The sequence below is a fragment of the Nocardiopsis protaetiae genome, from assembly GCF_045446735.1.
Classification (GTDB): Bacteria; Actinomycetota; Actinomycetes; order Streptosporangiales; family Streptosporangiaceae; genus Nocardiopsis; species Nocardiopsis protaetiae.
Genome location: NZ_JBJJBV010000054.1, coordinates 21,094 through 39,910, shown reverse-complemented (window position 1 = coordinate 39,910; position 18,817 = coordinate 21,094). Strand labels below are relative to the sequence as shown.

The window sequence follows — 18,817 nt, the reverse complement described above, 5'->3', positions numbered from 1 at the left end:
GCCCTGGGCGAGCACCACCCGGTAGCCCTCGCCCAGGGCGCGGCGCCCCGTGGCGGAGATGCAGGACTCGCTCTGGAAGCCGGCCAGCACCAGCCCGCGGGCGCCGGTGACGGCGAGCGCCTCGGCCAGCCCCGGGGAGGTGAAGGCGTCGGGGTCGGTCTTGCGGAACACCGGCTCGTCCTCCCGGGCCGGGAAGGTCGGCTGCCACCCCTCGCCGAACGGCTCGTCGACCTCCCCCTGTGCCCCGTCGTTGAGGACGTGCACGACCGGGGCCCCCGAGGAGCGGGCGCGTTCCAGCAGGGCGGCGAGTTCGGCGCGCAGGGGCCCGGCGCCCGGGACCGCCGCCGCCCCTTCGAGGAAGTTGTCCTGTACGTCTACGAACACCAGTACGAACGACATGCCGCCATAGTGGCACAGGTCACCGGCGGTCGTCCGCCTTTTCGGCGGCGCGGCGGAAGGCGCGGTCGCGTTCGTCCACCGGCGGGTCCGCCGGGTCCTGCACGAACACCGCGAAGAGGCGGTCGGTGTCGCGCAGGTCCTCCAGCAGGTCCCGCCACGCGAACAGGTTGGGGTGGTCGAACACGGTGCACGCCTGGGCCGGGGCGAGCCCCCGTTCGGCCGCGCGCAGCCCGTCGGCGTCCAGGTCGTACACGGCGGTGCCGCTCGTGTGCCCCAGGACCCGGCCCAGCACGACCGAGGGCAGGCCGTGCATGGCCCCGGGAACGTTGACCAGCGGGAAGTACAGCTCCCCGTCGCGCTCGCGCCCGACGGCGAAGGCCGCCGGCCGCTCCCAGCCCGGGTGTCCCTCCTCCAGGCGGGTCCGGGCGGCGTGGACGTCCTCTTCGGTGGTCCACTGCTCCATGGGCGCTCCTCACATCAGGGGGTTCGGGGGGGGAGAAGAGTCGGGGGTGGAAGGGTCGGGCGATCCGGGAACCGGGGACACGGGAGCGGGAGGGGTACGCGCCCACCGCACACCCCTCCCGCTGCGTCCACGTTAGAGGTTCAGCTCCCCCCGGGCCACCGAGACCGCGTGACCGCCGATGAGCACCCGGTCACCGCGGTGCTCCAGCAGCAGGTCACCGCCGCGCGCCGAGGCCTGGTGCGCGGACAATTCCGTCCGGCCCAGCCGCTCGGCCCAGAACGGGGCGAGCACCGTGTGGGCGCTGCCGGTGACGGGGTCCTCGGGGACGCCCACCCGGGGTCCGAACACCCGGGACACGAAGTCCACACCGTCCGCGTCGGCCCGGGCGGTGGGCATCAGCGTGCGGTACGGCAGCCGGGCGACGGCCGCCAGGTCGGGGGCCACCCCCCGCACGGTCTTCTCGTCGGCGACCTCGACGAGCAGGTCGCGGGTCCCGCCCACGCCGACCCACAGGGGTTCGGCGCCCAGTATCCCGGCCAGCCCCTCGGGGGCTTCGATCGGCTGCGGGGGCAGGGAGGGGAAGTCCATCCACAGCCGCCCGTCGCGCTCGACCACGGTGAGCACGCCGCTGCGCGTGGTGAACCGGTAGGGGCCGGGCACGCCGAGCTCGGTCAGCGCGTGGGCGGTGGCCAGGGTGGCGTGCCCGCACAGCTCGACCTCGACGGTCGGTGTGAACCAGCGCAGCTCGTAGTCGGCGTCGGGCACGTCGACGGGGCGGGCGAAGGCGGTCTCCGAGAGGTTGAACTCGGCGGCGACCCCCTGCGCCCAGGCGTCGTCGTAGGCGTCCTCCAGGACGAGGACGGCCGCGGGGTTCCCGGCCAGCGGCCGGTCGGTGAAGGCGTCGATCACGCGGTATTCGGGCATGCGCTCATCCTGCCGAGGCGGGTCCGCCGGGAAAAGGGCCACTCGCGGGGGGAATGGCACCTCACAGCGGCGGCTCGTCCAGGATGAACATGGTCTGGGTGCTCTTGACCTCGGGGATGCGCTGGAGGCGTTCCAGCACGAAGGTGCGCAGGGCCCCGGCGTCGGCGACCCGGACCAGCAGCAGCAGGTCCACGTCCCCCGAGACCAGGGCGGCGTGGTCGACCTCGGGGATGTCGCGCAGGTACTCGCGGAACCTCTCCCAGGAGTGCTGTTCGATGCGCACCGAGACGTAGGCCGACAGGCCGATGCCGTACTTCTCGGGGTCGATGACGGCGGTGAACCCGCGGATGACCCCCTCGTCGCGCAGTCGTTCCAGGCGGGAGTAGGCGTTGGCCCGGGAGATGTGGGCCTGTTCGGCCACGGCCCGGATGGACATGCGACCGTCGTCGCGGAGCAGGGAGATGATGCGGCGGTCGGTGTCGTCCAACGGCACGGCCATGTGTCTTACCTCATACCGCTCAGGTCACGGTCCCGGAAGACCTAGGGGGTCGAGTGGTGGCTCTACTGAGCAGTTCGTCCAGTATCGGCGTGGAGGCATCGACAATATGGGGTGATTCGCCTCATATTCAAGACACGGAGTACACCGATCCGGGAACGCCTCCCGAAGACCGCCGACGGCAATGGCGCCGCCGGATCCCACGGTCCCGGGCGCGGTCGGGGTCGGCGGGCGGGCCGGTCAACGGCGATCGGCGCGCCCCCGGACATGCCGAAGGGCCGTGGTCTCGATGACCACGGCCCTTCGTCGACCCGCCGGATCGCGTGCCCCGGAGAGTCCCTTTGTCCGTGAGGACACCTGGCGTCTCGGGCTCCCCGTGATCACGGGGACCCGGCAGGCCCGGGAGGGATCCCTACTCGCGGCCGCGCAGGCGGTCGAAGAGGGAGCCCAGGCTGTGGCGGCCGCTGCTCAGGGCGGTCAGGCCGCGGCCCTCGTCCTCGGCACCGGCGTGGGCACCGGCGGGACGGCGGTTCCAGGCGAAGAACAGGGCGATGAGGATGGCCGGGATGATGGCCAGGGCCAGCAGGCCGGCCCCGCCCACCATGCCGTCGCCGGCACCGGTGAGCTGGACGCCGGAGAGGTCGTTGGCCGCGGTCTCGGCGGTCACGCCCGAGTCGCCGGAGTCGTCCGAGCCGTCGGCCGCGGCGGCCTGCTCCTCGGCCTCCTGCTGCTCGGCCTCGGCCTTCTCCTTCTCCTTCTTCTCCTCTTCGGCCTTCTCGGCCTGCTCCTGCTCCTTCTTCTCCTCCTCGGCCTTCTTCTCCTCGTCGGACTTCTCGTTGAGGACTTCCTCGGGGATCGGCTCGACGGCGCTCTCACACTTGTTGTCGGGCTGCTGGAAGGGGTGCGGGGCCCCTTCGGTGCCGTTGCCGTCGCCCCACTTCGTGATGAAGTACTCGACGTCGTAGAGGTGGCCGTTGCCGCCGCTGACGGTGTAGTTCGTGTCGTTCCAGGATTCGCCGGTGAGTTCGGCGAAGGTCATGCCGTCCATGTCCAGCAGGACGTTGCAGTCGTTGGAGGGGACGCCGGGGCCGCGGTCACCGATGAAGAATTCGGCCTTCTTGCCCTCGTAAACGACGTAGCCCTCGGTACCCAGCGGCCAGCTCGGGCTGGAGAAAAGGCCCTTCTGCATGGGCTCGCCGCCTGCGGGCGCGCCCGTGTCACCGTTGATGCCGGAACCGTCGTCCCAGAAGTAGGTCGCGGTGACTTTGCCGTACTGGATGGGAGTGTCGTTGCTCATGAAGTATCTGCCAGGTAGACAACGGGAGCCGAGAAGACCTTCGGCACGTCGCAGCAGCTCACCGGGCATGCGTGGGCACGCCTGGAAAGGGCGACATGACAGGGTTCTCCCGCCACGGAAATCGGCGGGCGGGAATCGGAAAGCGCCGATGGACTTCGGCGGTCCGTGTGGCCGGCTCCTGGATGCGGGCGGCCCGGATTCCCGGAAAGGGTCTCGATTCCCTTGCGGCTCACAGGCCGGTCAAGGGCTCGGCACCACTTCGTAGAAGACTCATAACGAAGCGATCACGAGGACACTAACCCACGTTTAAGCAAAGTGCGCAAGGATCCCGGGTAAAATGACGATCCGTGTTCACCCGGGCACGGTACGGGTCAATACCGGACGGCGTCCGGAAACGACGGAACCCCCGCCGCGGCGGGGGTTCCGGGCCCGCCCGAGGACGGCGGGCGGGCCCGATCCGTGGCCCTCGTCACGGCTCCCCGCGACACTCCGGAAAGTGCCCGGGGACCCCTACGGGGCCCGGTGTACGCGCCGGTAGGTCACGGTCGGCGAGACCCGGCGCGCACGGACTCGGAAGCGGACGTCCATGGTCAAGCCAGGGCAATCCACCACCTCCGGCAGGGTCACACGCAGGGCGGATGTTCCCCTCCGGACACAAAGATCCCCGGGGGCCGCGACCCCCGGGGAAGGCCTCCCGGCTCAGGTCACCTGGTTGCGGCGGGCAAAGCGCTCCTCACGCCACTCCCCCGAGCGGACCACCTCGTGCAGGGCCTCGGTCGCGTCCCACACGTCCGTGTAGCGCAGGTACAGCGGCGTGAACCCAAACCGCATCACGTCCGGGGCGCGGAAGTCGCCGACGACGCCGCGGGCGATGAGCGCCTGCACGATCGGGTACCCGGCGCCCTCCTCCGGCTGCACCAGGGCGACCTGGCTGCCGCGCCGGGCGTGCTCGGCCGGGGTGACCGAGGAGATGCCCACCTCGGCGGCCCGGGCGAGGAACAGGTCCGTCATCGCCAGGCTCTTGGCGCGCACCTGCGCCAGGTCGGCCTTGGCCCACACGTCCAGGCTCGCCTCCAGGGCGGCGTCGGCCACCAGCGGCTGGGAGCCGCTGAGGAAGCGCGAGATACCCGGGGCGGGCTCGTAGTCGCCGGTGAAGTCGAAGGGGCGGGCGTGCCCGTGCCAGCCGCTGAGCGGCTGGTCGGCCGCCGCGTGGTGGCGGCGGGCGGCGTACAGGAACGCGGGGGCGCCCGGGCCGGCGTTGAGGTACTTGTAGGTGCAGCCGACCGCGAAGTCGGCGCCGGCGGCGTTCAGCTCCACCGGCACCGCGCCCACGCTGTGGCACAGGTCCCAGATCACCAGGGCGCCGTGCTCGTGGGCCAGCCGGGTGATGCCGGGCATGTCGCGCAGGATGCCGGTGCGGTAGTCCACGTGGCTGAGCAGCAGCACCGCCACGTCCCCGGCGGCCAGCTCCCGCTCCAGGTCCGGCCCGTCGGGGTCCACCCGGCGCTGGACGGCCCCGGCCAGGGCGACCGCGCCCTCGGCGACGTACAGGTCGGTGGGGAAGTTGCCCGCCTCGCCCAGCACCACGGAGCGCTCCGACAGGCGCAGCGCGGTGACGACGCACTTGAACAGGTTGGCCGAGGCACCGTCGCCGACGATCACCTCGTCGGCGTCCGCCCCGACCAGCGGGGCGACCTTGGCGCCCAGGGTGCGGGGCTTGTCCCACCATCCGGCGTCGTTCCAGCTGCGGATGAGGTCCTGGCCCCACTCCCGCTCGATCATGTCGGCGACCCGGCCCGGGGTGCTGCGCGGCAGCGCGCCCAGCGAGTTGCCGTCCAGGTAGATCACCCCCGCGGGGAGCACGAACTCGTCGCGCAGCGGGGCGAGGGGGTCGGCGGCGTCGAGCGCGGCGCACTCCTGCCGGGTGGTGGGCGTCATCAAACGTCCTGCTTCCTGCTCATGGTGATTCGGTTTGAATACCTTCCTGCTCCACGGGGGGTTCGCGAGGCGCCGGCGGGGTTCTGGAGGCCCCGGAGGAGACGTCCGAGGAACGAGGACGTCGACGGAGGGGCCGAAGGTTCCCGCCTTCCAGGGGCGCCGAGCACGAACCGAAGCGAAGCGGAGGTTCAAAAAGGGCACAGTCTAGATCGTGCTGCGCAGCGACCACAGCTCGGGGAAGACGTCCTTCTCGACGTTGCGGGCCAGCCAGGTGAGGCCGTTGGAGCCGCCGCTGCCGGGCTTGGCGCCCATGCCGCGCTTGACCGCCATGAGGTGCAGGTGGCGCCAGCGCGTCACCCGCTCGGCGACGTCCATCAGCGCCTCGGCCAGCAGGTACAGGTCGTTGCCGGGGCGGTCGTCGGCGTAGACCAGCGCCCAGGCCGCCTCGACCTGCTCGTCGGGCACGTACTCCTGCGTCCAGTCGCGCTCGACGGCCCGCTCCGGCAGCGGCAGGCCGCGCCGGTGCAGCAGCCGCAGCGCGGCGTCGTACAGGCTGGGCCGCTCCAGGAGCGCGCGCAGGTCGGCGGCGACCTCGCTCATGCCCTTGTGCGGGCGGATCATGGGTGCGGACTTGTTACCGAGCACGAATTCGAGCTTGCGGTAGCCGAAGGACTGGAAGCCCGACGCCTCGCCGAAGGAGTCGCGGAAGCGGTTGAACTCGGTGGGGCTCATGTCCCCGAGGAGCTTCCAGGAGTCGTTGAGGACGTCCTGGGCGGCGGTGGCGCGGCGCAGCCAGGCCAGCGCGGTGGGGAGGTCGTCGTTCTCCAGGGCCTCGCGGGCGATCTCCCAGCGCTCCTGGATCAGGACGAACAGCAGCTCCATGATCTGGGTGCCGATGATGAACGCCGTCTCGGCGGGCTCGTCGGTGCGCGGGTTCTGTAGGCGCAGCAGCGTGTCGATCCCGGCGTAGTCGACGTAGGGGGTGTTGCGGTCGAAGGCCAGGGTGGGCTGTCCCGCGTTGTCCTGTGCCCGCCGGGCCCGGGCCTCGGCGTCGGTGCCCTCGACATCGGCGGGGATGTACGGGCACTGCTGGGCGGACGTCGTGGTGAGCATCGGGACTACCCCTCGTGGTACTGCGCGGAACGTGCTGGCGGCGCGTGCACGGCGCCGTCGGCGAAGCCCCCGTCACGGCACTGTGTACGTCAGCACACATGATCGAGCAGAACAGAGGGAAAAGGAATGGACGTTGAGCCCCAAAGCAGGACATCGACCTGGTATCCATAACATGTCCAGAAGAACTACTTTGGGATCGCAAAGCATGGCCTCACACGCGCCAACCGCGCTGGACGGCGTCGACCAGCGGATCCTCGCCGAGCTCCAGCGGGACGGCCGGCTGTCCTTCAACGAGCTGTCCCGGCGCGTCAACCTGTCGGCCCCCGCCGTGGCCGAACGCGTCCGCCGCCTCACCGACCGCGGGGTCATCACCGGCTACCACGCGCACGTGGACCCGGCCGCCGCCGGACTCCCGGTGACCGCGCTGGTGCGCATGCAGTGCTTCGGCGCGCACTGCCTGCTGCGCGAACCCGGGTCGCTGGAGCTGTCCGAGATCCTCCAGGTGCACCGGGTCACCGGCGACGACTGCTGCGTCCTGCTCATCGCGGTGCGCTCCATGGAGCACTTCGAGGAGGTCATCGACAGCCTCGCCGCGCACGGCCGCCCCTCCAGCACGATGATCCTGTCCAGCCCGGTGCCCTGGCGCCCGGTCACCGCCCCGAGGACCCCATGAGCGTGCTCATCGACACCCCCGTCTGGCCCGGCCCGCGCGGCTGGCTGTTCGCGCACCTGGTCAGCGACAGCTCCTACGCCGAGCTGCACGACTTCGCCCGGGCGCTGGGCGTGCCCGAGCGGGCCTTCGACCGCGACCACTACGACATCCCCGAGCACCTGCACGCCCTGGCGCTGGCGCTGGGTGCCGAGCACGTGAGCGGGCGGGAGCTGGTGACCCGGCTGCGCGCCTCCGGCCTGCGCCGCCCCAAGGTCCGCCGCTGAGCCACCGCTGAACCGCTGAACCAGTGAGCCGCTGAATCGCCGGGCCGCCGGGCCGCTAGGGCTGGTCGATCGGGGCCTCGGCGGCGAGCCGGTCCAGCTCCGCGAGCATGTTGGACCGGGCCTTCGCCTCCCAGTGGATACGCCCGAACTCGGTGTGGAACATCTGCGGGGCGTCCAGCATCCCGCGCAGCACCCGGGAGCGGCCCGCCCGGAACGCCTCGTCGGGCACCCGCCGGTACTCGGCCCGGACCGCCGCCGTGTAGGCCAGGTACTCGTCCGGGGCGCCGGCCAGCACGGACAGGTCGGCGTCGCAGAGCACCTGCCCGTCGGCGTCGTCCGGCGCGGGGGCGTGGTCCTTGGTCACCAGGACCAGGCGGGCCACCTCCGCGATCCGCTCCGGGGCCATGCCCAGCATGGGGAGCAGGTCGCGGGCCAGCGCGGCGCTCTGGTCCTCGTCGCGGCCGGGCTCGGTCTCGTAGACGGCGTCGTGGAACCAGACCGCGTAGCGGACCAGGTCGGGCGAGACCGCCTCGTCGGCCAGGACGTCCACGGCCCGCAGCGTCGCCCACAGGTGGGTGAGGGTGTGGTAGCGCCGGTGGGGTTCGCTCCAGCGCAGCAGCAGCTCGCGTCCCACGGCCCGCGCCTCGGGGGAGGTACCGGCCAGCCGCTCCCAGGAGGCCCCGAGCAGGATCCCCTCTTCCTCGTCGAGCATCCGCGCCCTCTCTCCGCCGCCGTCCGCGTCCGGTCCAGTCTCCCCTACCCGGGTGCCGCGGTTCGAGTCACGCGCCCGCCCCCGGCCCGCGGATCTCAGCCGTCGGCGCCCAGCCCCGCCTCGTAGGCGAGGATGGCCGCCTGCACCCGGTTGCGCAGCCCCAGCCGGTTGAGGATCGTGCTGACGTAGCTCTTGACGGTGCCCTCCACCAGGAACAGGCGGTCGGCGATGTCGGCGTTGGAAAGCCCCGCCCCGACCAGGGCCAGCACCTCCCGCTCCCGCTGGGTCAGCTGCTCGATCCGGGTCCGGGCCGCGGCCTCGCGGGCCGGGCGCCCGCCGCCGAACCGGTCGATCACCTGCCGGGCCACCTGCGGGGACAGGTAGGCGCCGCCGTCGGCGACGGCGTGCACTCCGGTGATCAGCTCGCGCGGGTCGCCCGCCTTGAGCAGGAACCCCGAGGCCCCGTCCCCCAGGGCGCGGGAGATGTAGGCGTCCTCGCCGAAGGTGGTGAGGATGACCACGGCGGTGGACGGGACCAGCCGCCGCATCTCCTCCGCCGCGGCGAGCCCGTCCATGCGGGGCATGCGGATGTCGACCAGGGCCACGTCGGGCCGGTGGGAGACCACCAGGTCCACCGCCTCCCGGCCGTCGGCCGCCTCGGCCACCACCTCGATCTCCGGGTCGCTCTGCACGATGGCCCGCACCCCTGCGCGGATCATCGCCTCGTCGTCGGCGATCAGCACCCTGATCACGTGTGTGCCCTCCTCGTGGTCGTCGCGGCCGCTGCGGGCGCGCTCACCGTATCGGTGCCTCGCCCTTGCCGGACAGCCGACCGTCGGTGAAGCACAGCTGATAGAACACCCGCTCCCGGTCGAACAGGTCGGCGCTGCTGCGGTAGTAGCTGCACACCGCCCCCTCGGGCACCGCGCCCTCGGCCAGCTCCCGGGAGTCGAACGGCACCGAGAAGGGCGGCAGCACCTCCTCGATCTCGCTCTGCGGCGTGCCCGGGCGCAGCGCCTCGAACTCCTCGGGGGTGAGGGTGGTCTCGCGCATGTTGGTGGCCATCACCCAGACCATGAGGGCCGCCAGCGCCGCGATCAGCGTCACCGGGACCGCCACCAGGGCCATGGACCAGCCGCGGATGCGGCGCCGGGCGGCCCGCTGGAGCCGGTCGATGGCGGTGTCCTCGTCCTCCTCCGCGGCCTCGTCGGGCGGCGCGGAGCCGCCGCGCAGGGGGATGACCGCGCACACCTCCCAGGAGCCGTCGCCGGTGGGTCCGGCGGCGAAGGCCCCGCCGGCCAGGCGGACGCGTTCGCGCAGGCCGATGAGGCCGCGGCCGCCGCCGACCCCGTTCGGCCCGGCCTCCCGCGCCTCGTCGGGGCCGGGGTTGACCGCGCGCACCTCCAGGCGCTCCCCGTCCCCGGCGATGGAGACGGCGACCTCCGTGCCCGGGGCGTGCCGGGTGGCGTTGGTCAGGGACTCCTGGACCACCCGGTGCACCGCCCGGCCCACCATGGGCGACAGGGCGGCGGTGTCGACCTCGTTGACCAGGGTGATCCGCATCCCGGAGTCGCGGGCGCGTTCGACGAGGTCGGCGATGCCCTCCCCGGAGGGGGTGACGGGGTCGGGCTCGGCGTCGGTGCGCAGCACCCCGATGATCTCCCGCAGGTGCTCGGTGGCGGTGACCGCGGTGGCGCGCAGCTCGGCGACGGCCGTGCGGTGCCGCTCGTCCAGCCCGGGGTCGACCTCAAGGGCCCCGGCGCGCAGGGCGATGAGGCTGAGCTCGTGGCCCAGGGAGTCGTGCATGTCCTGGGCGATGCGCGAGCGCTCCCGGCTGCGCGCCTGCTCGGCGACCAGCCGGTGCTCGCGGCGCAGCTGGCGGGCGTGCTCCCAGCCCGCGGTGGCCAGCGCGGCGTGCTGGCGCCGGTACGCGCCGAGCAGCCAGGCGGGGCCGGTGTTGAGCAGCAGGGTGACGACCGCGATCGCCCACGTGTCCGGGGGGTAGGCGCCCCACAGCAGCGGCAGGGTGCCCAGCACCAGGGCCGCGGCGGCCAGGACCAGGGCGGGGCGCGCGTCGGGCGAGCGGCGGCCGGCCAGGTAGGAGACGCACGCCAGCAGCAGCCCGCCGGTGAAGGACCAGAACGCCCCGGCCGCGGCCACCACCAGGGCGGCCGGGGGGTGGCGGCGGGCGAGCACGGCGACCGCGGCCACCACCGCCGTCCCGACGGCTCCCCGGGCCACGGCCTCGCCGGCGCCGAACTCCCCGGCCAGGGCGAGCAGTGCCACCTCGCCCAGGAACAGCAGCGCCGCGACCGCCCCCAGGGCCGCGTCGCCCAGCGCGGCGGCCCGGGTGGGCGGTCCGGGCAGCGGCCGCAGCGCGCGGCTCAGGGCACGGCGGACACGGGTCCCCCGGGTCGGGGCGGGTTCTTCCATGTCATCGACGCTATCGACCGCCGCGCGGCCGCCGGTACCCACGAAAGTCAGTGCCGGAATGTCCGATGCGGCCTATCATGGGATGTATTGCGGTCCCCTTCCGTGGTCCCCCTCGTCGCGTCGTGCCGGTACCCGGAAAGCGCCAGGACGAGCGCGCGGGACGGGAACCACGAAAGGGGCGGACGCTTGTCCCCGCTACAGACCCTGCGCCGAATGCGCGACCTGGCCGGATGGCCGCTTCTCACCGCGAGCTTCCTCGCCCGCCTGCCGATCTCGATGTCCCTCATCGGCCTGCTCACCCTCGTCACCGGGACCACCGGCAGCGTCGCCGCCGGCGGAGCCGTGAGCGGGGCCTTCGCCCTGGGCGAGACCGTCGGCGGGCCCGTCATCGCCCGGTTCGCCGACCGCCACGGCCAGCGACTGCCCCTGCTGGTGATGTCGCTGGCCGACGCCGTCCTCATCGCCCTGCTCGTGGCCGCCGTCCTGGCCGGGTACGACCTGCCCGTCCTGGCCGGGCTGTCCGCCCTGGCGGGCCTGTGCCTGCCCCAGGTGGCGCCCATGGCGCGCACCCGCTGGGTGGTGCTCATCCGCGAACGCGGCGACCGCGGCACGGAGCGCGAGCGCTCGCTGGCCGCCGCCATGTCGGTGGAGGGGGTGCTCGACGAGGCCGCGTTCGTCCTGGGCCCGGCCCTGGTCGGCGTCCTGACCGTGCTGGTCTCCCCCACCGCCAGCGTGCTGGGCGCCGCGCTGCTCATCGGCGTGTTCGGAACGGTGTTCGCGCTGCACCCCACGGCCCCGCCCGGGTCCGCGCCGGTGCGCGGCCGGGGCGGCCGGATCGCCGTGCCCGCCCTGCTGGTGCTGGCCGTGCCCATGTTCTGCCAGGGCCTGTTCTTCGGCGGCATGTCCACCGGGGTCACCGCGTTCGCCGCCGAGTCGGGGTACGGCGACCTCTCGGGGCTGATGTACGCGGTGATGGGCGCCAGCAGCGCCGTGGCCGGGCTGCTGATGGCCTCCCTGCCCGCCCGCCTCACGCTGACCGCCCGGGCGCGGGCGGCGGCCGGCGCGCTGTTCCTGCTCACCCTGCCGCTGTACCTGCCGCACGGCGCCCTCACCCTGGCGCTGGCGGTGTTCGTGCTGGGCGCCGCGATCGGGCCGCACCTGGTGACCCTGTTCGCGCTGGTGGAGCGGGCCGCCCCGGCCAGCCGCCTGTCGCAGTCGATGGCGATCGTGCTGAGCAGCCTCATCCTGGGCCAGGCCCTGGGGTCGGCGGTGGCCGGTTCGCTGGCCGACGCCAACGGCCACCAGGGGGCGTTCGCGCTGGCCACGCTGGGCGGGCTGGTGTCACTGCTGGTGACCGTCGCGGTCATGCGGACCCGCTGGTACGAACGGGCCCCCGAGGTCGGCGTTGAGGCCGACAGTGAAACCGGCGGTGATACCGGGAACATCCGGCGTTAAACCCGCGTTAAAAGGCAGCCCGCGGAACCCTGTGACCCTTAGGCTCGTACATCGTGCTCGGACTCATGACCATCCTCGACTCCCGCCGCTCGAAAGAGGACGACGTGCCCCAGCTCACCGGACTGGCCCGCATCACCCTCTCGGTGCGCGACCGCGACGAGAGCGTGGAGTTCTACCGCGACGTGCTCGGCTTCAAGGTCAAGTGCCGCCGCGACCACGACGGAACCCTGCGGACCGAGTGCCTGCACCCGGCCTCGGGGCTGCTCCTGGCCCTGATCCAGCACCGGGACAACTTCAAGAACCGCTTCGACCGCAGGCACTGCGGCCTGGACCGGCTCACCCTCGGCGTCGCCAACCTCGGCCAGCTGGAGGCGTGGGAGGAGCGGTTCGCCGACAAGGACGTGGACCACCTGCCGATCGTGCACGGCGAGGAGGGGTCCACCCTGCTCTTCTACGACCCCGACGGCACCGAGCTGGCCCTGTTCACCCGCGCCGACCTGGAGGAGGACGGGGGCTGACGGGGCCGGGGCCCGGGGCCCCGCCCGCTCAGCGCTCGCACTCCACCAGCTTCAGGCGCACGTCGCGCTCGGCCAGCTCGTCCACGGCCGAGCGCGGCAGCCGGTCGTCGGTGATGATGAGGTCGAACTCCTCCAGGCTCGCCACCCGGAAGGTGCCGAACTTCCCGTACTTGGTGCTGTCCACGGTGAGCACGCTCTTGGAGGCGATGCGCAGCAGCTGCTGCTTGGCGATCACCTTGGCCTCCGACGGGGTGGTCGAGCCGCGCTCGGCGTCCCAGGAGCTGCTGGCGATGAACGCCAGGTCCACGTTGACCTGCTTGAGGAACTCGGCGGTGAACCGGCCCACCGAGGAGTGGTCGGAGTGCGACACCACGCCGCCGGTGTGGATGAGCTCGATGCCCGGGTACTCCATCAGGTGGCCGACGACGTTGAAGTCGCTGGTGATGACGGTGAGCCCCACCTTGTCGGTGAGCATCGGGACCATCTGGAGCGTGGTCGTGCCCGCGTCGAGGTAGATGGTGAAGTTCTCGCGCACCAGGTCGGCGGCGGCCCGCGCGATGGCCCGCTTGGCGGGCACCTCCAGCTGGGCCTTGGCCAGGTAGGACGGCTCGCTCTTGAGCCGTGCGGCCAGCCGCACCCCGCCGGTGACCGACAGGACCTTGCCGTCGTTCTCCAGCGCCTGGATGTCGCGGCGGACGGTCATGTGCGACACGGACAGCATCGAGGTGAGCTCGTTGATACTCAGCACGTGGCGCTCCTGGAGGAGCTTGAGGATGTGCTCTCGTCGCTGGTCCGGAATCATCGTTCGCCTCACAGTCGGGGGCCTGGCCGCTGCGCCGTGCGGTCACGACGCCGTGTAACAAAGTTTCCCAGTTCGCGGCACCCGGGACGCCTGTCCCACGACGTGAGTCCGCTCGCAATCGCGCGGGAACCCCCCGGACACACCGCCGTTCGCGGCCCGGCACCGCGTCCGCCGCGGCCTGTTTCGGCGTTTTTCCTGTTTGCCCCACGTGCGCCGGTGGTTTTTGCCACTCTTGACAGCATGACGTTGTCCATCGCACTGCGCGGAGACACCGCACGTTTCCCCGGGAACACGCTCCCGGCCCTGCGCTCAGCCTGGCGCGCCGGGGCCGACCTGGTCAAGATCGACGTCCACCTGACCTCGGACGGGTACCCCGTCCTGGTCGACGAACGCACCGTGGCGACCCCGGGGTCCCCGCCGCGGCCGGTGGCCGAACTGACCCTCGCCGAACTCGCCGGAGCCCGCGACGACGTGGAACGGCGCATCCCGACACTGATGGAGGTCGCCGCGGAGTTCCGCGACGACGAGGGGCCGCCGCTGCTGGTGGACTGCGCCTCTCCGGAGGCCGCGCTGGCCGCCGATTCGCTGCTGCGCGACCGGGCCACCGCCCGGATCCTGCACACCGGCTCCACCGAGACCCTGGCCGCCCTGCGCGCCCAGAACCCCGAGGCCCGCCTCATGCTCGCCTGGGACCAGCCGACCCCGCCCACGGAGTCGGCCCTGCGCGGACTGCGGCCCACGTACCTGGGGACGCACCACACCCTGATCACGCGGGACTCGATCGGGGAAATGCATCGATTCGGATATTCGGTCGCCGCGTGGACGGTGAACGATTTCACGGAGATGGCACGATTGGTGGGAATGGGGGTGGACGCCATCGCCACCGAGCGGGTGGACGACCTCGTCCCCCTCACGACCGGCCGCGTCCAGGGGGGAGTACAGACAACGGGGCAGGTCTGAGCCGCTGCGGCGGCCTCATGCGCACCGTGGCGCCCCTGGGGAGGAGGCGCCACGGAGGGCATTTCACACGACATTTCTCGCACGGCTCACATGTGTCACGAAAACCCGCCATTGACCACCGAGTTCCGCGGTTCCACCCGTTTCGCCGTGCGATCGCGGATATCCTCGAAAGTGATTCACGCAAGGAACCCCGACGCGCACCGCCGTCCCCTCGACGGTGCGCCCCCGAGCGATGAGACACCGACACATGACGGCCGACATCTCCCCTCGCGCGCTCCGCGCAACGGCCCCAGTCCTGGACTGTGCCGCCAGGCTGTTCGCCGAGCACGGGTCGCGGGGCCTGCCCATGTCCGAACTGACCCGCCGCATCTCGGCGGAGACCGGGACGGACCCCGCCGCGCTGCGGCGCCTGTTCCCCACCCGCTTCGACCTGGCCTACGCGATCGTGCTGCGCTCGGCCCGGGAGCGGGTGGAGCGCCAGCTGGCCGCCGACGACCCCCGGACCGACGCCGTCGCGCGCATGTCCGCCCTGGTCGTGCGGCACGTGGAGACGGGGTGGCGGCACCGGGCCGCCACGGCGCTGGCGCACGAGATCCTGCCGACCCTGCGCGCCATCGACCAGGAGCGGCACCGGGAGATCGGCGCGCTCGTGCGCACCTACCGGGAGCACATCCGGCAGATCGTCGTCGACGGCGTGCTGGCCGGCGCCTTCCACGTGGACGACCCGGGGCGGGCCACCGACGAGGTGCTGGACACCTTCGACTCGCTGCTGCACTGGTACCGCCCCGAGGGCGGGCTCAGCCTCGACGACCTGGGCGCGGTCTACGTGGACCTGGTCATCCACCACCACCTGGGCTGTCCCCGCTGACACCGGCTCCGGCGGCCCCCTCGCCGCCGGCACCCTCACCACCGGTACCCTCCCCGGTGCCCTGTCGTACCGGGGCCCGGCCCATCAGTTCGTCCAGGTCCACCGACTCGGCCAGGGCGCGCAGGCCCGCGTCCCCCGGGTGCAGGTGGTCGCCCGAGTCGTAGGCGGGCAGCAGCCGGGCCGGGTCGTCCGGGTCGCGCAGCACCGCGTCGAAGTCCCACACCCCCTCGAACGGCGAGGCCGGGTCCTGGGCGCGGGCGCGCAGGTGCGTGTTGACCGCCTGGCGGGCGGCCTCCACCTGCGCGGTGCAGCGCGCCTCCCCCGCACACGGGCCCAGGGTGGCGACGAACACCCGCATCCCGCGCTCCCGGGCCCGCACCGCCAGCTCCTCCAGCCCCGCGGTGACCTGGTCGTGGGGGGTGCCCCAGCGCAGGTCGTTGATCCCGGCGAAGAGGACGAGCGTGTCCGCCCCGTACTGGCCGAAGACGTCGCGGGGCGCCCGGTGCAGCTGGGAGACCCCCGAGGCGTTCAGCGACACCCCCTCCCCCGTGTAGGCGTCGCTCACCACGTGGTTGCCCGCGATGCCCAGGTTGAGGACGCCCGGGTGGGGCAGGTCGGACCGGGCGTGCAGGCGGGCGCTGAGCACGTCCGGCCAGCGCGCGTACCCGTCCCGGGTGGAGCGGGCGCCGTCGGTGATGGAGTCGCCGAACACGGCGATCGCGCCGGGGGCGTCCATGACCTCGATGCCGGTGAGGAAGGGCCACTGGTAGAGGCGGCCGGTGAACGGGGCCCCGGTGGTGTCCAGGGTGAGGTCGCCGCCGCCCGGCTCGGTGAGGTAGCTCGTGTCCCCGGCCGCGTAGTGCAGCGGGGCCGCGGCGACCGGGTCGGGCAGGTACAGGCTGACCAGGGCGTCGGTCTGCGGCGGCAGCAGCAGGTCGACGGGGTCGCTGTAGACCTGTCCGCCGGCCGGGATGGACACGTCGGAGCGGCCGCCGAAGGTGAGCGGGACGGCCGAGCCGCGGGTGGCGGCGCCGGTCCCGCGCAGGGCCACCGAGGCGGCGCCGATGGTGACCGGCGCGGCGGCGAAGGTGTTGTCCAGCCGGATCCGGACCCGGTGGCCGCCCGCGGTGCTGCGCACCGCCAGCCGCACCGTCTGGTCCTGCCAGGGGCCCACCTCCATGTAGGCGGAGGTGGCCCGGGCCCAGGTCCCGGTCCACCCGTGGTCGGCCGGGCGGGCGGCGAGGGAGAAGACGTGCAGGTCGCCGGTGGCGGTGACGGGCAGCACCAGGTGGGAGACCTCCCGCCCGGGGTCGGCGGGCACCGAGCGCGCGTACAGGCGCACCGGACCCGACACGGCGCCGGTGCCGGAGTCGGCGCCGTCCGGGGCCCCGGCGTTGGCGTAGGGCAGGACCAGGGCGGCGTCGCCCGCCGGGCCGGCGGCCCAGTCCGGGGCGGTGAGGGAGAAGGTCTGCTCGGTGCCGTCGGTGTAGACGATCCGGCCGGTGCCGCCGACCGGGGCGCCGTCCGCGCCGGTGGCCGTCACCAGGAAGGCCAGCGACTCATGGCGGCCGTGCAGGCGCACCTCCTGGCCGTCGGCGACCAGGTGGTCGGGGCGCCCGGGGGCGTAGTCGGGGACCTCCAGGGCGGTGCCCAGCAGGGTGACCTCCCGCCCGGGCGTCCACCCGGCCAGGGCCAGGGCCCGGGCGGAGAGGCTGTTGCCCGCGCCGTCGAGGTCGACGCCGGCGGCCGCCTCGTCCCGGGAGACGCCGGTGCGGTCCAGGAGGCTGTCGAAGGGGCGGCCGGGGGGTGCGGCGGGCGCCTGCGGGGCGGGTTCGGTGGGCCGGGCGTCCACGTCGCGGGAGGCGGTGGCGTGCAGGACGGTCACCAGGGCGGCGCCCACCACCACGGCGGCGCACGCGCGCAGCAGGCCCCTGTTCCAGGCGCCGGGTTCGCGCCGCCGGGTCCTGCGGTGCGCCCCGCGCCCGCTCGGCCGTTCGTCCACCCCGCGCCCCCTTGGTCGGTCCGACGGACACACCCGTACTAACGATCCTTGCGACGACGCAGGGTTCGGGGAGGTTGGTGAGACGTGGGACACCGCGGAGAGACCGTCGCCGGGTTCACGGGCACGGGCGACCCCGCGGGTGCGCGCGGGGGAACGGGGTAGGCCGGGCAGGACTCGAACCCGCGACCCAGGGATTATGAGTCCCCTGCTCTAACCAGCTGAGCTACCGGCCCGCCGTCGTCGACGCACGTCATCCTAACAGGGTGTGTCCGCCGTTTCCGAGCCGCGAATGCACTGCCGTGCAAGGGATGGCGGGCCCCGGAGGCGTCGGCCGGATGCGTTGGGCGCACCTGGGTCACGGTGCGCGACGCGGTGCGGTCTAGTGTGGTGTGGTGCGGCGCGCGCCCGGCGACCCCGGCGCCCGGTACCGGCGCCGCTTCGTACCCGTTGGTAACATCGCGGGTCGCACATCGTCGTCAGGAGAGTTCACGCCATGTCCAAAGCACCCGTCAACGTCACCGTCACCGGCGCCGCCGGTCAGATCGGCTACGCCCTGCTGTTCCGGATCGCCTCCGGCCAGCTGCTCGGCGCCGACACCCCGGTGAAGCTGCGTCTGCTGGAGATCCCCCAGGCCGTCAAGGCCGCCGAGGGCACCGCGATGGAGCTGGACGACTGCGCCTTCCCGCTGCTCCAGGGCATCGACATCTTCGACGACCCGCGCCAGGCCTTCGAGGGCACCAACGTCGCCCTGCTCGTGGGCGCCCGCCCCCGCGGCCCGGGCATGGAGCGCGGCGACCTCCTTGAGGCCAACGGCGGCATCTTCAAGCCCCAGGGCGAGGCCATCAACGCCGGCGCCGCCGACGACGTACGCGTGCTGGTGGTCGGCAACCCCGCCAACACCAACGCCCTCATCGCCCAGAGCCACGCCCCGGACGTCCCGGCCGAGCGCTTCACCGCGATGACCCGCCTGGACCACAACCGCGCGCTCACCCAGCTCGCCAAGAAGCTCGACGTGTCGATCAACGACATCAAGAAGCTCACGATCTGGGGCAACCACTCCGCCACCCAGTACCCGGACCTGTTCCACGCCGAGGTCAACGGCGCCAACGCCGCCGCGGCCGTGAACGACCAGAAGTGGCTGGAGGACGACTTCATCCCGACCGTCGCCAAGCGCGGCGCCGCGATCATCGACGCCCGGGGCGCCTCCTCCGCCGCCTCGGCCGCCAACGCCGCCATCGACCACGTCCACGACTGGGTCAACGGCACCCCCGAGGGCGACTGGACCTCCGCCGCCATCCCGTCCGACGGCTCCTACGGCGTGCCCGAGGGCCTCATCTCCTCCTTCCCCGTCGTGTCCCGCGACGGCAAGTGGGAGATCGTGCAGGGCCTGGAGATCGACGAGTTCTCCCGCGGCCGCATCGACGCCTCCGTCCAGGAGCTCGTCGAGGAGCGCGACACCGTCAAGAAGCTCGGCCTGGTCTAGGAAACCCCTGACCGCCGT

Annotated in this window: 19 protein-coding genes and 1 tRNA gene; 7 read left to right on the top strand and 13 right to left on the bottom strand. The window is 72.9% G+C overall.

Translation table 11 applies throughout. The annotated features are described in order from the left end of the window. From ACJOT3_RS11420 to ACJOT3_RS11390, 7 genes are all read right to left on the bottom strand, one after another. The coding region (locus tag ACJOT3_RS11420) for an isochorismatase family protein (protein ID WP_406971712.1) at positions 1–399 on the bottom strand (399 nt) is incomplete at its 3' end. Between the two features lie 19 nt (positions 400–418). Beyond that, positions 419–862, bottom strand: a complete 444-nt coding sequence (locus tag ACJOT3_RS11415) for a hypothetical protein (RefSeq protein ID WP_406971710.1) — start codon at positions 860–862, stop codon at positions 419–421. Between the two features lie 132 nt (positions 863–994). Then, the gene (locus ACJOT3_RS11410; protein ID WP_406971708.1) at positions 995–1,786 is read right to left on the bottom strand and encodes a PhzF family phenazine biosynthesis protein; all 792 of its coding nucleotides are present in this window, start codon (positions 1,784–1,786) and stop codon (positions 995–997) included. A 61-nt stretch (positions 1,787–1,847) separates the two neighbouring features. Beyond that, entirely contained in the window at positions 1,848–2,285 is a 438-nt protein-coding gene (locus ACJOT3_RS11405) for an Lrp/AsnC family transcriptional regulator (RefSeq protein ID WP_220562578.1), read from the bottom strand. Between the two features lie 409 nt (positions 2,286–2,694). Continuing rightward, on the bottom strand, positions 2,695–3,579 hold the full coding sequence (locus tag ACJOT3_RS11400) for a hypothetical protein (RefSeq protein WP_406971706.1): 885 nt from the start codon (positions 3,577–3,579) through the stop codon (positions 2,695–2,697). 699 nt (positions 3,580–4,278) lie between these two features. Further along, positions 4,279–5,517, bottom strand: a complete 1,239-nt coding sequence (gene kynU / locus ACJOT3_RS11395; protein ID WP_406971704.1) for a kynureninase — start codon at positions 5,515–5,517, stop codon at positions 4,279–4,281. A 204-nt stretch (positions 5,518–5,721) separates the two neighbouring features. Further along, the gene (locus ACJOT3_RS11390; protein WP_406971702.1) at positions 5,722–6,630 is read right to left on the bottom strand and encodes a tryptophan 2,3-dioxygenase; all 909 of its coding nucleotides are present in this window, start codon (positions 6,628–6,630) and stop codon (positions 5,722–5,724) included. A gap of 205 nt (positions 6,631–6,835) precedes the next feature. Here ACJOT3_RS11390 and ACJOT3_RS11385 point away from each other — a divergent pair, with 205 nt between their 5' ends. Both ACJOT3_RS11385 and ACJOT3_RS11380 read left to right on the top strand, forming a co-directional pair. Continuing rightward, positions 6,836–7,303: an Lrp/AsnC family transcriptional regulator gene (locus ACJOT3_RS11385; RefSeq protein ID WP_406971700.1), complete on the top strand. Its 468-nt coding sequence runs from the start codon at positions 6,836–6,838 to the stop codon at positions 7,301–7,303. Further along, a complete protein-coding gene (locus ACJOT3_RS11380; protein WP_406971698.1) occupies positions 7,300–7,566 on the top strand; it encodes a DUF4031 domain-containing protein in 267 nt (88 codons plus the stop codon). The genes ACJOT3_RS11385 and ACJOT3_RS11380 overlap by 4 nt, the downstream gene beginning before the upstream one ends. Before the next feature lie 55 nt (positions 7,567–7,621). Here the strand turns inward: ACJOT3_RS11380 and ACJOT3_RS11375 are convergent, their stop codons facing one another. The 3 genes from ACJOT3_RS11375 to ACJOT3_RS11365 all read right to left on the bottom strand — a co-directional run bounded on the left by ACJOT3_RS11375 (position 7,622) and on the right by ACJOT3_RS11365 (position 10,711). Beyond that, positions 7,622–8,278, bottom strand: a complete 657-nt coding sequence (locus tag ACJOT3_RS11375) for an HD domain-containing protein (protein ID WP_406971696.1) — start codon at positions 8,276–8,278, stop codon at positions 7,622–7,624. 95 nt (positions 8,279–8,373) lie between these two features. Then, a complete protein-coding gene (locus ACJOT3_RS11370) occupies positions 8,374–9,030 on the bottom strand; it encodes a response regulator (RefSeq protein WP_406971694.1) in 657 nt (218 codons plus the stop codon). Positions 9,031–9,073: 43 nt separating this feature from the next. Further along, positions 9,074–10,711: a sensor histidine kinase gene (locus tag ACJOT3_RS11365; protein ID WP_406971692.1), complete on the bottom strand. Its 1,638-nt coding sequence runs from the start codon at positions 10,709–10,711 to the stop codon at positions 9,074–9,076. A gap of 186 nt (positions 10,712–10,897) precedes the next feature. On the opposite strand from ACJOT3_RS11365, the gene ACJOT3_RS11360 reads away from it, so the two are divergent. Next, positions 10,898–12,166, top strand: coding sequence for an MFS transporter (locus ACJOT3_RS11360; RefSeq protein WP_406971691.1), 1,269 nt, complete (start codon positions 10,898–10,900; stop codon positions 12,164–12,166). A gap of 65 nt (positions 12,167–12,231) precedes the next feature. Then, positions 12,232–12,684: a VOC family protein gene (locus tag ACJOT3_RS11355; RefSeq protein ID WP_406971689.1), complete on the top strand. Its 453-nt coding sequence runs from the start codon at positions 12,232–12,234 to the stop codon at positions 12,682–12,684. A 28-nt stretch (positions 12,685–12,712) separates the two neighbouring features. Here ACJOT3_RS11355 and ACJOT3_RS11350 read toward each other — a convergent pair whose 3' ends face one another. Beyond that, complete coding sequence (locus ACJOT3_RS11350; RefSeq protein ID WP_406971687.1) at positions 12,713–13,486, bottom strand: DeoR/GlpR family DNA-binding transcription regulator; 774 nt, start codon at positions 13,484–13,486, stop codon at positions 12,713–12,715. A gap of 240 nt (positions 13,487–13,726) precedes the next feature. Between ACJOT3_RS11350 and ACJOT3_RS11345 the strand changes: the two genes are divergently transcribed. Both ACJOT3_RS11345 and ACJOT3_RS11340 read left to right on the top strand, forming a co-directional pair. Continuing rightward, the gene (locus tag ACJOT3_RS11345; RefSeq protein ID WP_406971685.1) at positions 13,727–14,446 is read left to right on the top strand and encodes a glycerophosphodiester phosphodiesterase; all 720 of its coding nucleotides are present in this window, start codon (positions 13,727–13,729) and stop codon (positions 14,444–14,446) included. A 247-nt stretch (positions 14,447–14,693) separates the two neighbouring features. Then, positions 14,694–15,314 carry a TetR/AcrR family transcriptional regulator gene (locus ACJOT3_RS11340; protein ID WP_406971683.1) on the top strand — a complete coding sequence of 207 codons (621 nt, stop codon included), beginning with the start codon at positions 14,694–14,696 and terminating at the stop codon, positions 15,312–15,314. Here the strand turns inward: ACJOT3_RS11340 and ACJOT3_RS11335 are convergent. Together ACJOT3_RS11335 and ACJOT3_RS11330 are read right to left on the bottom strand one after the other, a co-directional pair. Then, complete coding sequence (locus tag ACJOT3_RS11335; protein WP_406971681.1) at positions 15,283–17,316, bottom strand: GDSL-type esterase/lipase family protein; 2,034 nt, start codon at positions 17,314–17,316, stop codon at positions 15,283–15,285. The two genes, ACJOT3_RS11340 and ACJOT3_RS11335, sit on opposite strands and share 32 nt — an antisense overlap. Positions 17,317–17,475: 159 nt before the next feature. Further along, positions 17,476–17,549: transfer RNA gene (locus ACJOT3_RS11330), tRNA-Ile, on the bottom strand. 260 nt (positions 17,550–17,809) lie between these two features. Here ACJOT3_RS11330 and ACJOT3_RS11325 point away from each other — a divergent pair. Further along, a complete protein-coding gene (locus ACJOT3_RS11325; RefSeq protein WP_406971679.1) occupies positions 17,810–18,799 on the top strand; it encodes a malate dehydrogenase in 990 nt (329 codons plus the stop codon). The last annotated feature ends 18 nt before the right edge of the window (positions 18,800–18,817 follow it).

What these genes read in the sequence shown, in the direction of transcription:
- ACJOT3_RS11345 (WP_406971685.1), top strand. Translation starts at nt 13,727, where the DNA reads ATGACGTTGTCCATCGCACTGCGCGGAGACACCGCACGTTTCCCCGGG.
- kynU (WP_406971704.1), bottom strand. Translation starts at nt 5,517, where the DNA reads ATGACGCCCACCACCCGGCAGGAGTGCGCCGCGCTCGACGCCGCCGAC.
- ACJOT3_RS11410 (WP_406971708.1), bottom strand. Translation starts at nt 1,786, where the DNA reads ATGCCCGAATACCGCGTGATCGACGCCTTCACCGACCGGCCGCTGGCC.
- ACJOT3_RS11375 (WP_406971696.1), bottom strand. Translation starts at nt 8,278, where the DNA reads ATGCTCGACGAGGAAGAGGGGATCCTGCTCGGGGCCTCCTGGGAGCGG.
- ACJOT3_RS11405 (WP_220562578.1), bottom strand. Translation starts at nt 2,285, where the DNA reads ATGGCCGTGCCGTTGGACGACACCGACCGCCGCATCATCTCCCTGCTC.
- ACJOT3_RS11400 (WP_406971706.1), bottom strand. Translation starts at nt 3,579, where the DNA reads ATGAGCAACGACACTCCCATCCAGTACGGCAAAGTCACCGCGACCTAC.
- ACJOT3_RS11385 (WP_406971700.1), top strand. Translation starts at nt 6,836, where the DNA reads ATGGCCTCACACGCGCCAACCGCGCTGGACGGCGTCGACCAGCGGATC.
- ACJOT3_RS11350 (WP_406971687.1), bottom strand. Translation starts at nt 13,486, where the DNA reads ATGATTCCGGACCAGCGACGAGAGCACATCCTCAAGCTCCTCCAGGAG.
- ACJOT3_RS11380 (WP_406971698.1), top strand. Translation starts at nt 7,300, where the DNA reads ATGAGCGTGCTCATCGACACCCCCGTCTGGCCCGGCCCGCGCGGCTGG.
- ACJOT3_RS11325 (WP_406971679.1), top strand. Translation starts at nt 17,810, where the DNA reads ATGTCCAAAGCACCCGTCAACGTCACCGTCACCGGCGCCGCCGGTCAG.
- ACJOT3_RS11415 (WP_406971710.1), bottom strand. Translation starts at nt 862, where the DNA reads ATGGAGCAGTGGACCACCGAAGAGGACGTCCACGCCGCCCGGACCCGC.
- ACJOT3_RS11390 (WP_406971702.1), bottom strand. Translation starts at nt 6,630, where the DNA reads ATGCTCACCACGACGTCCGCCCAGCAGTGCCCGTACATCCCCGCCGAT.
- ACJOT3_RS11365 (WP_406971692.1), bottom strand. Translation starts at nt 10,711, where the DNA reads ATGGAAGAACCCGCCCCGACCCGGGGGACCCGTGTCCGCCGTGCCCTG.
- ACJOT3_RS11340 (WP_406971683.1), top strand. Translation starts at nt 14,694, where the DNA reads ATGACGGCCGACATCTCCCCTCGCGCGCTCCGCGCAACGGCCCCAGTC.
- ACJOT3_RS11355 (WP_406971689.1), top strand. Translation starts at nt 12,232, where the DNA reads ATGACCATCCTCGACTCCCGCCGCTCGAAAGAGGACGACGTGCCCCAG.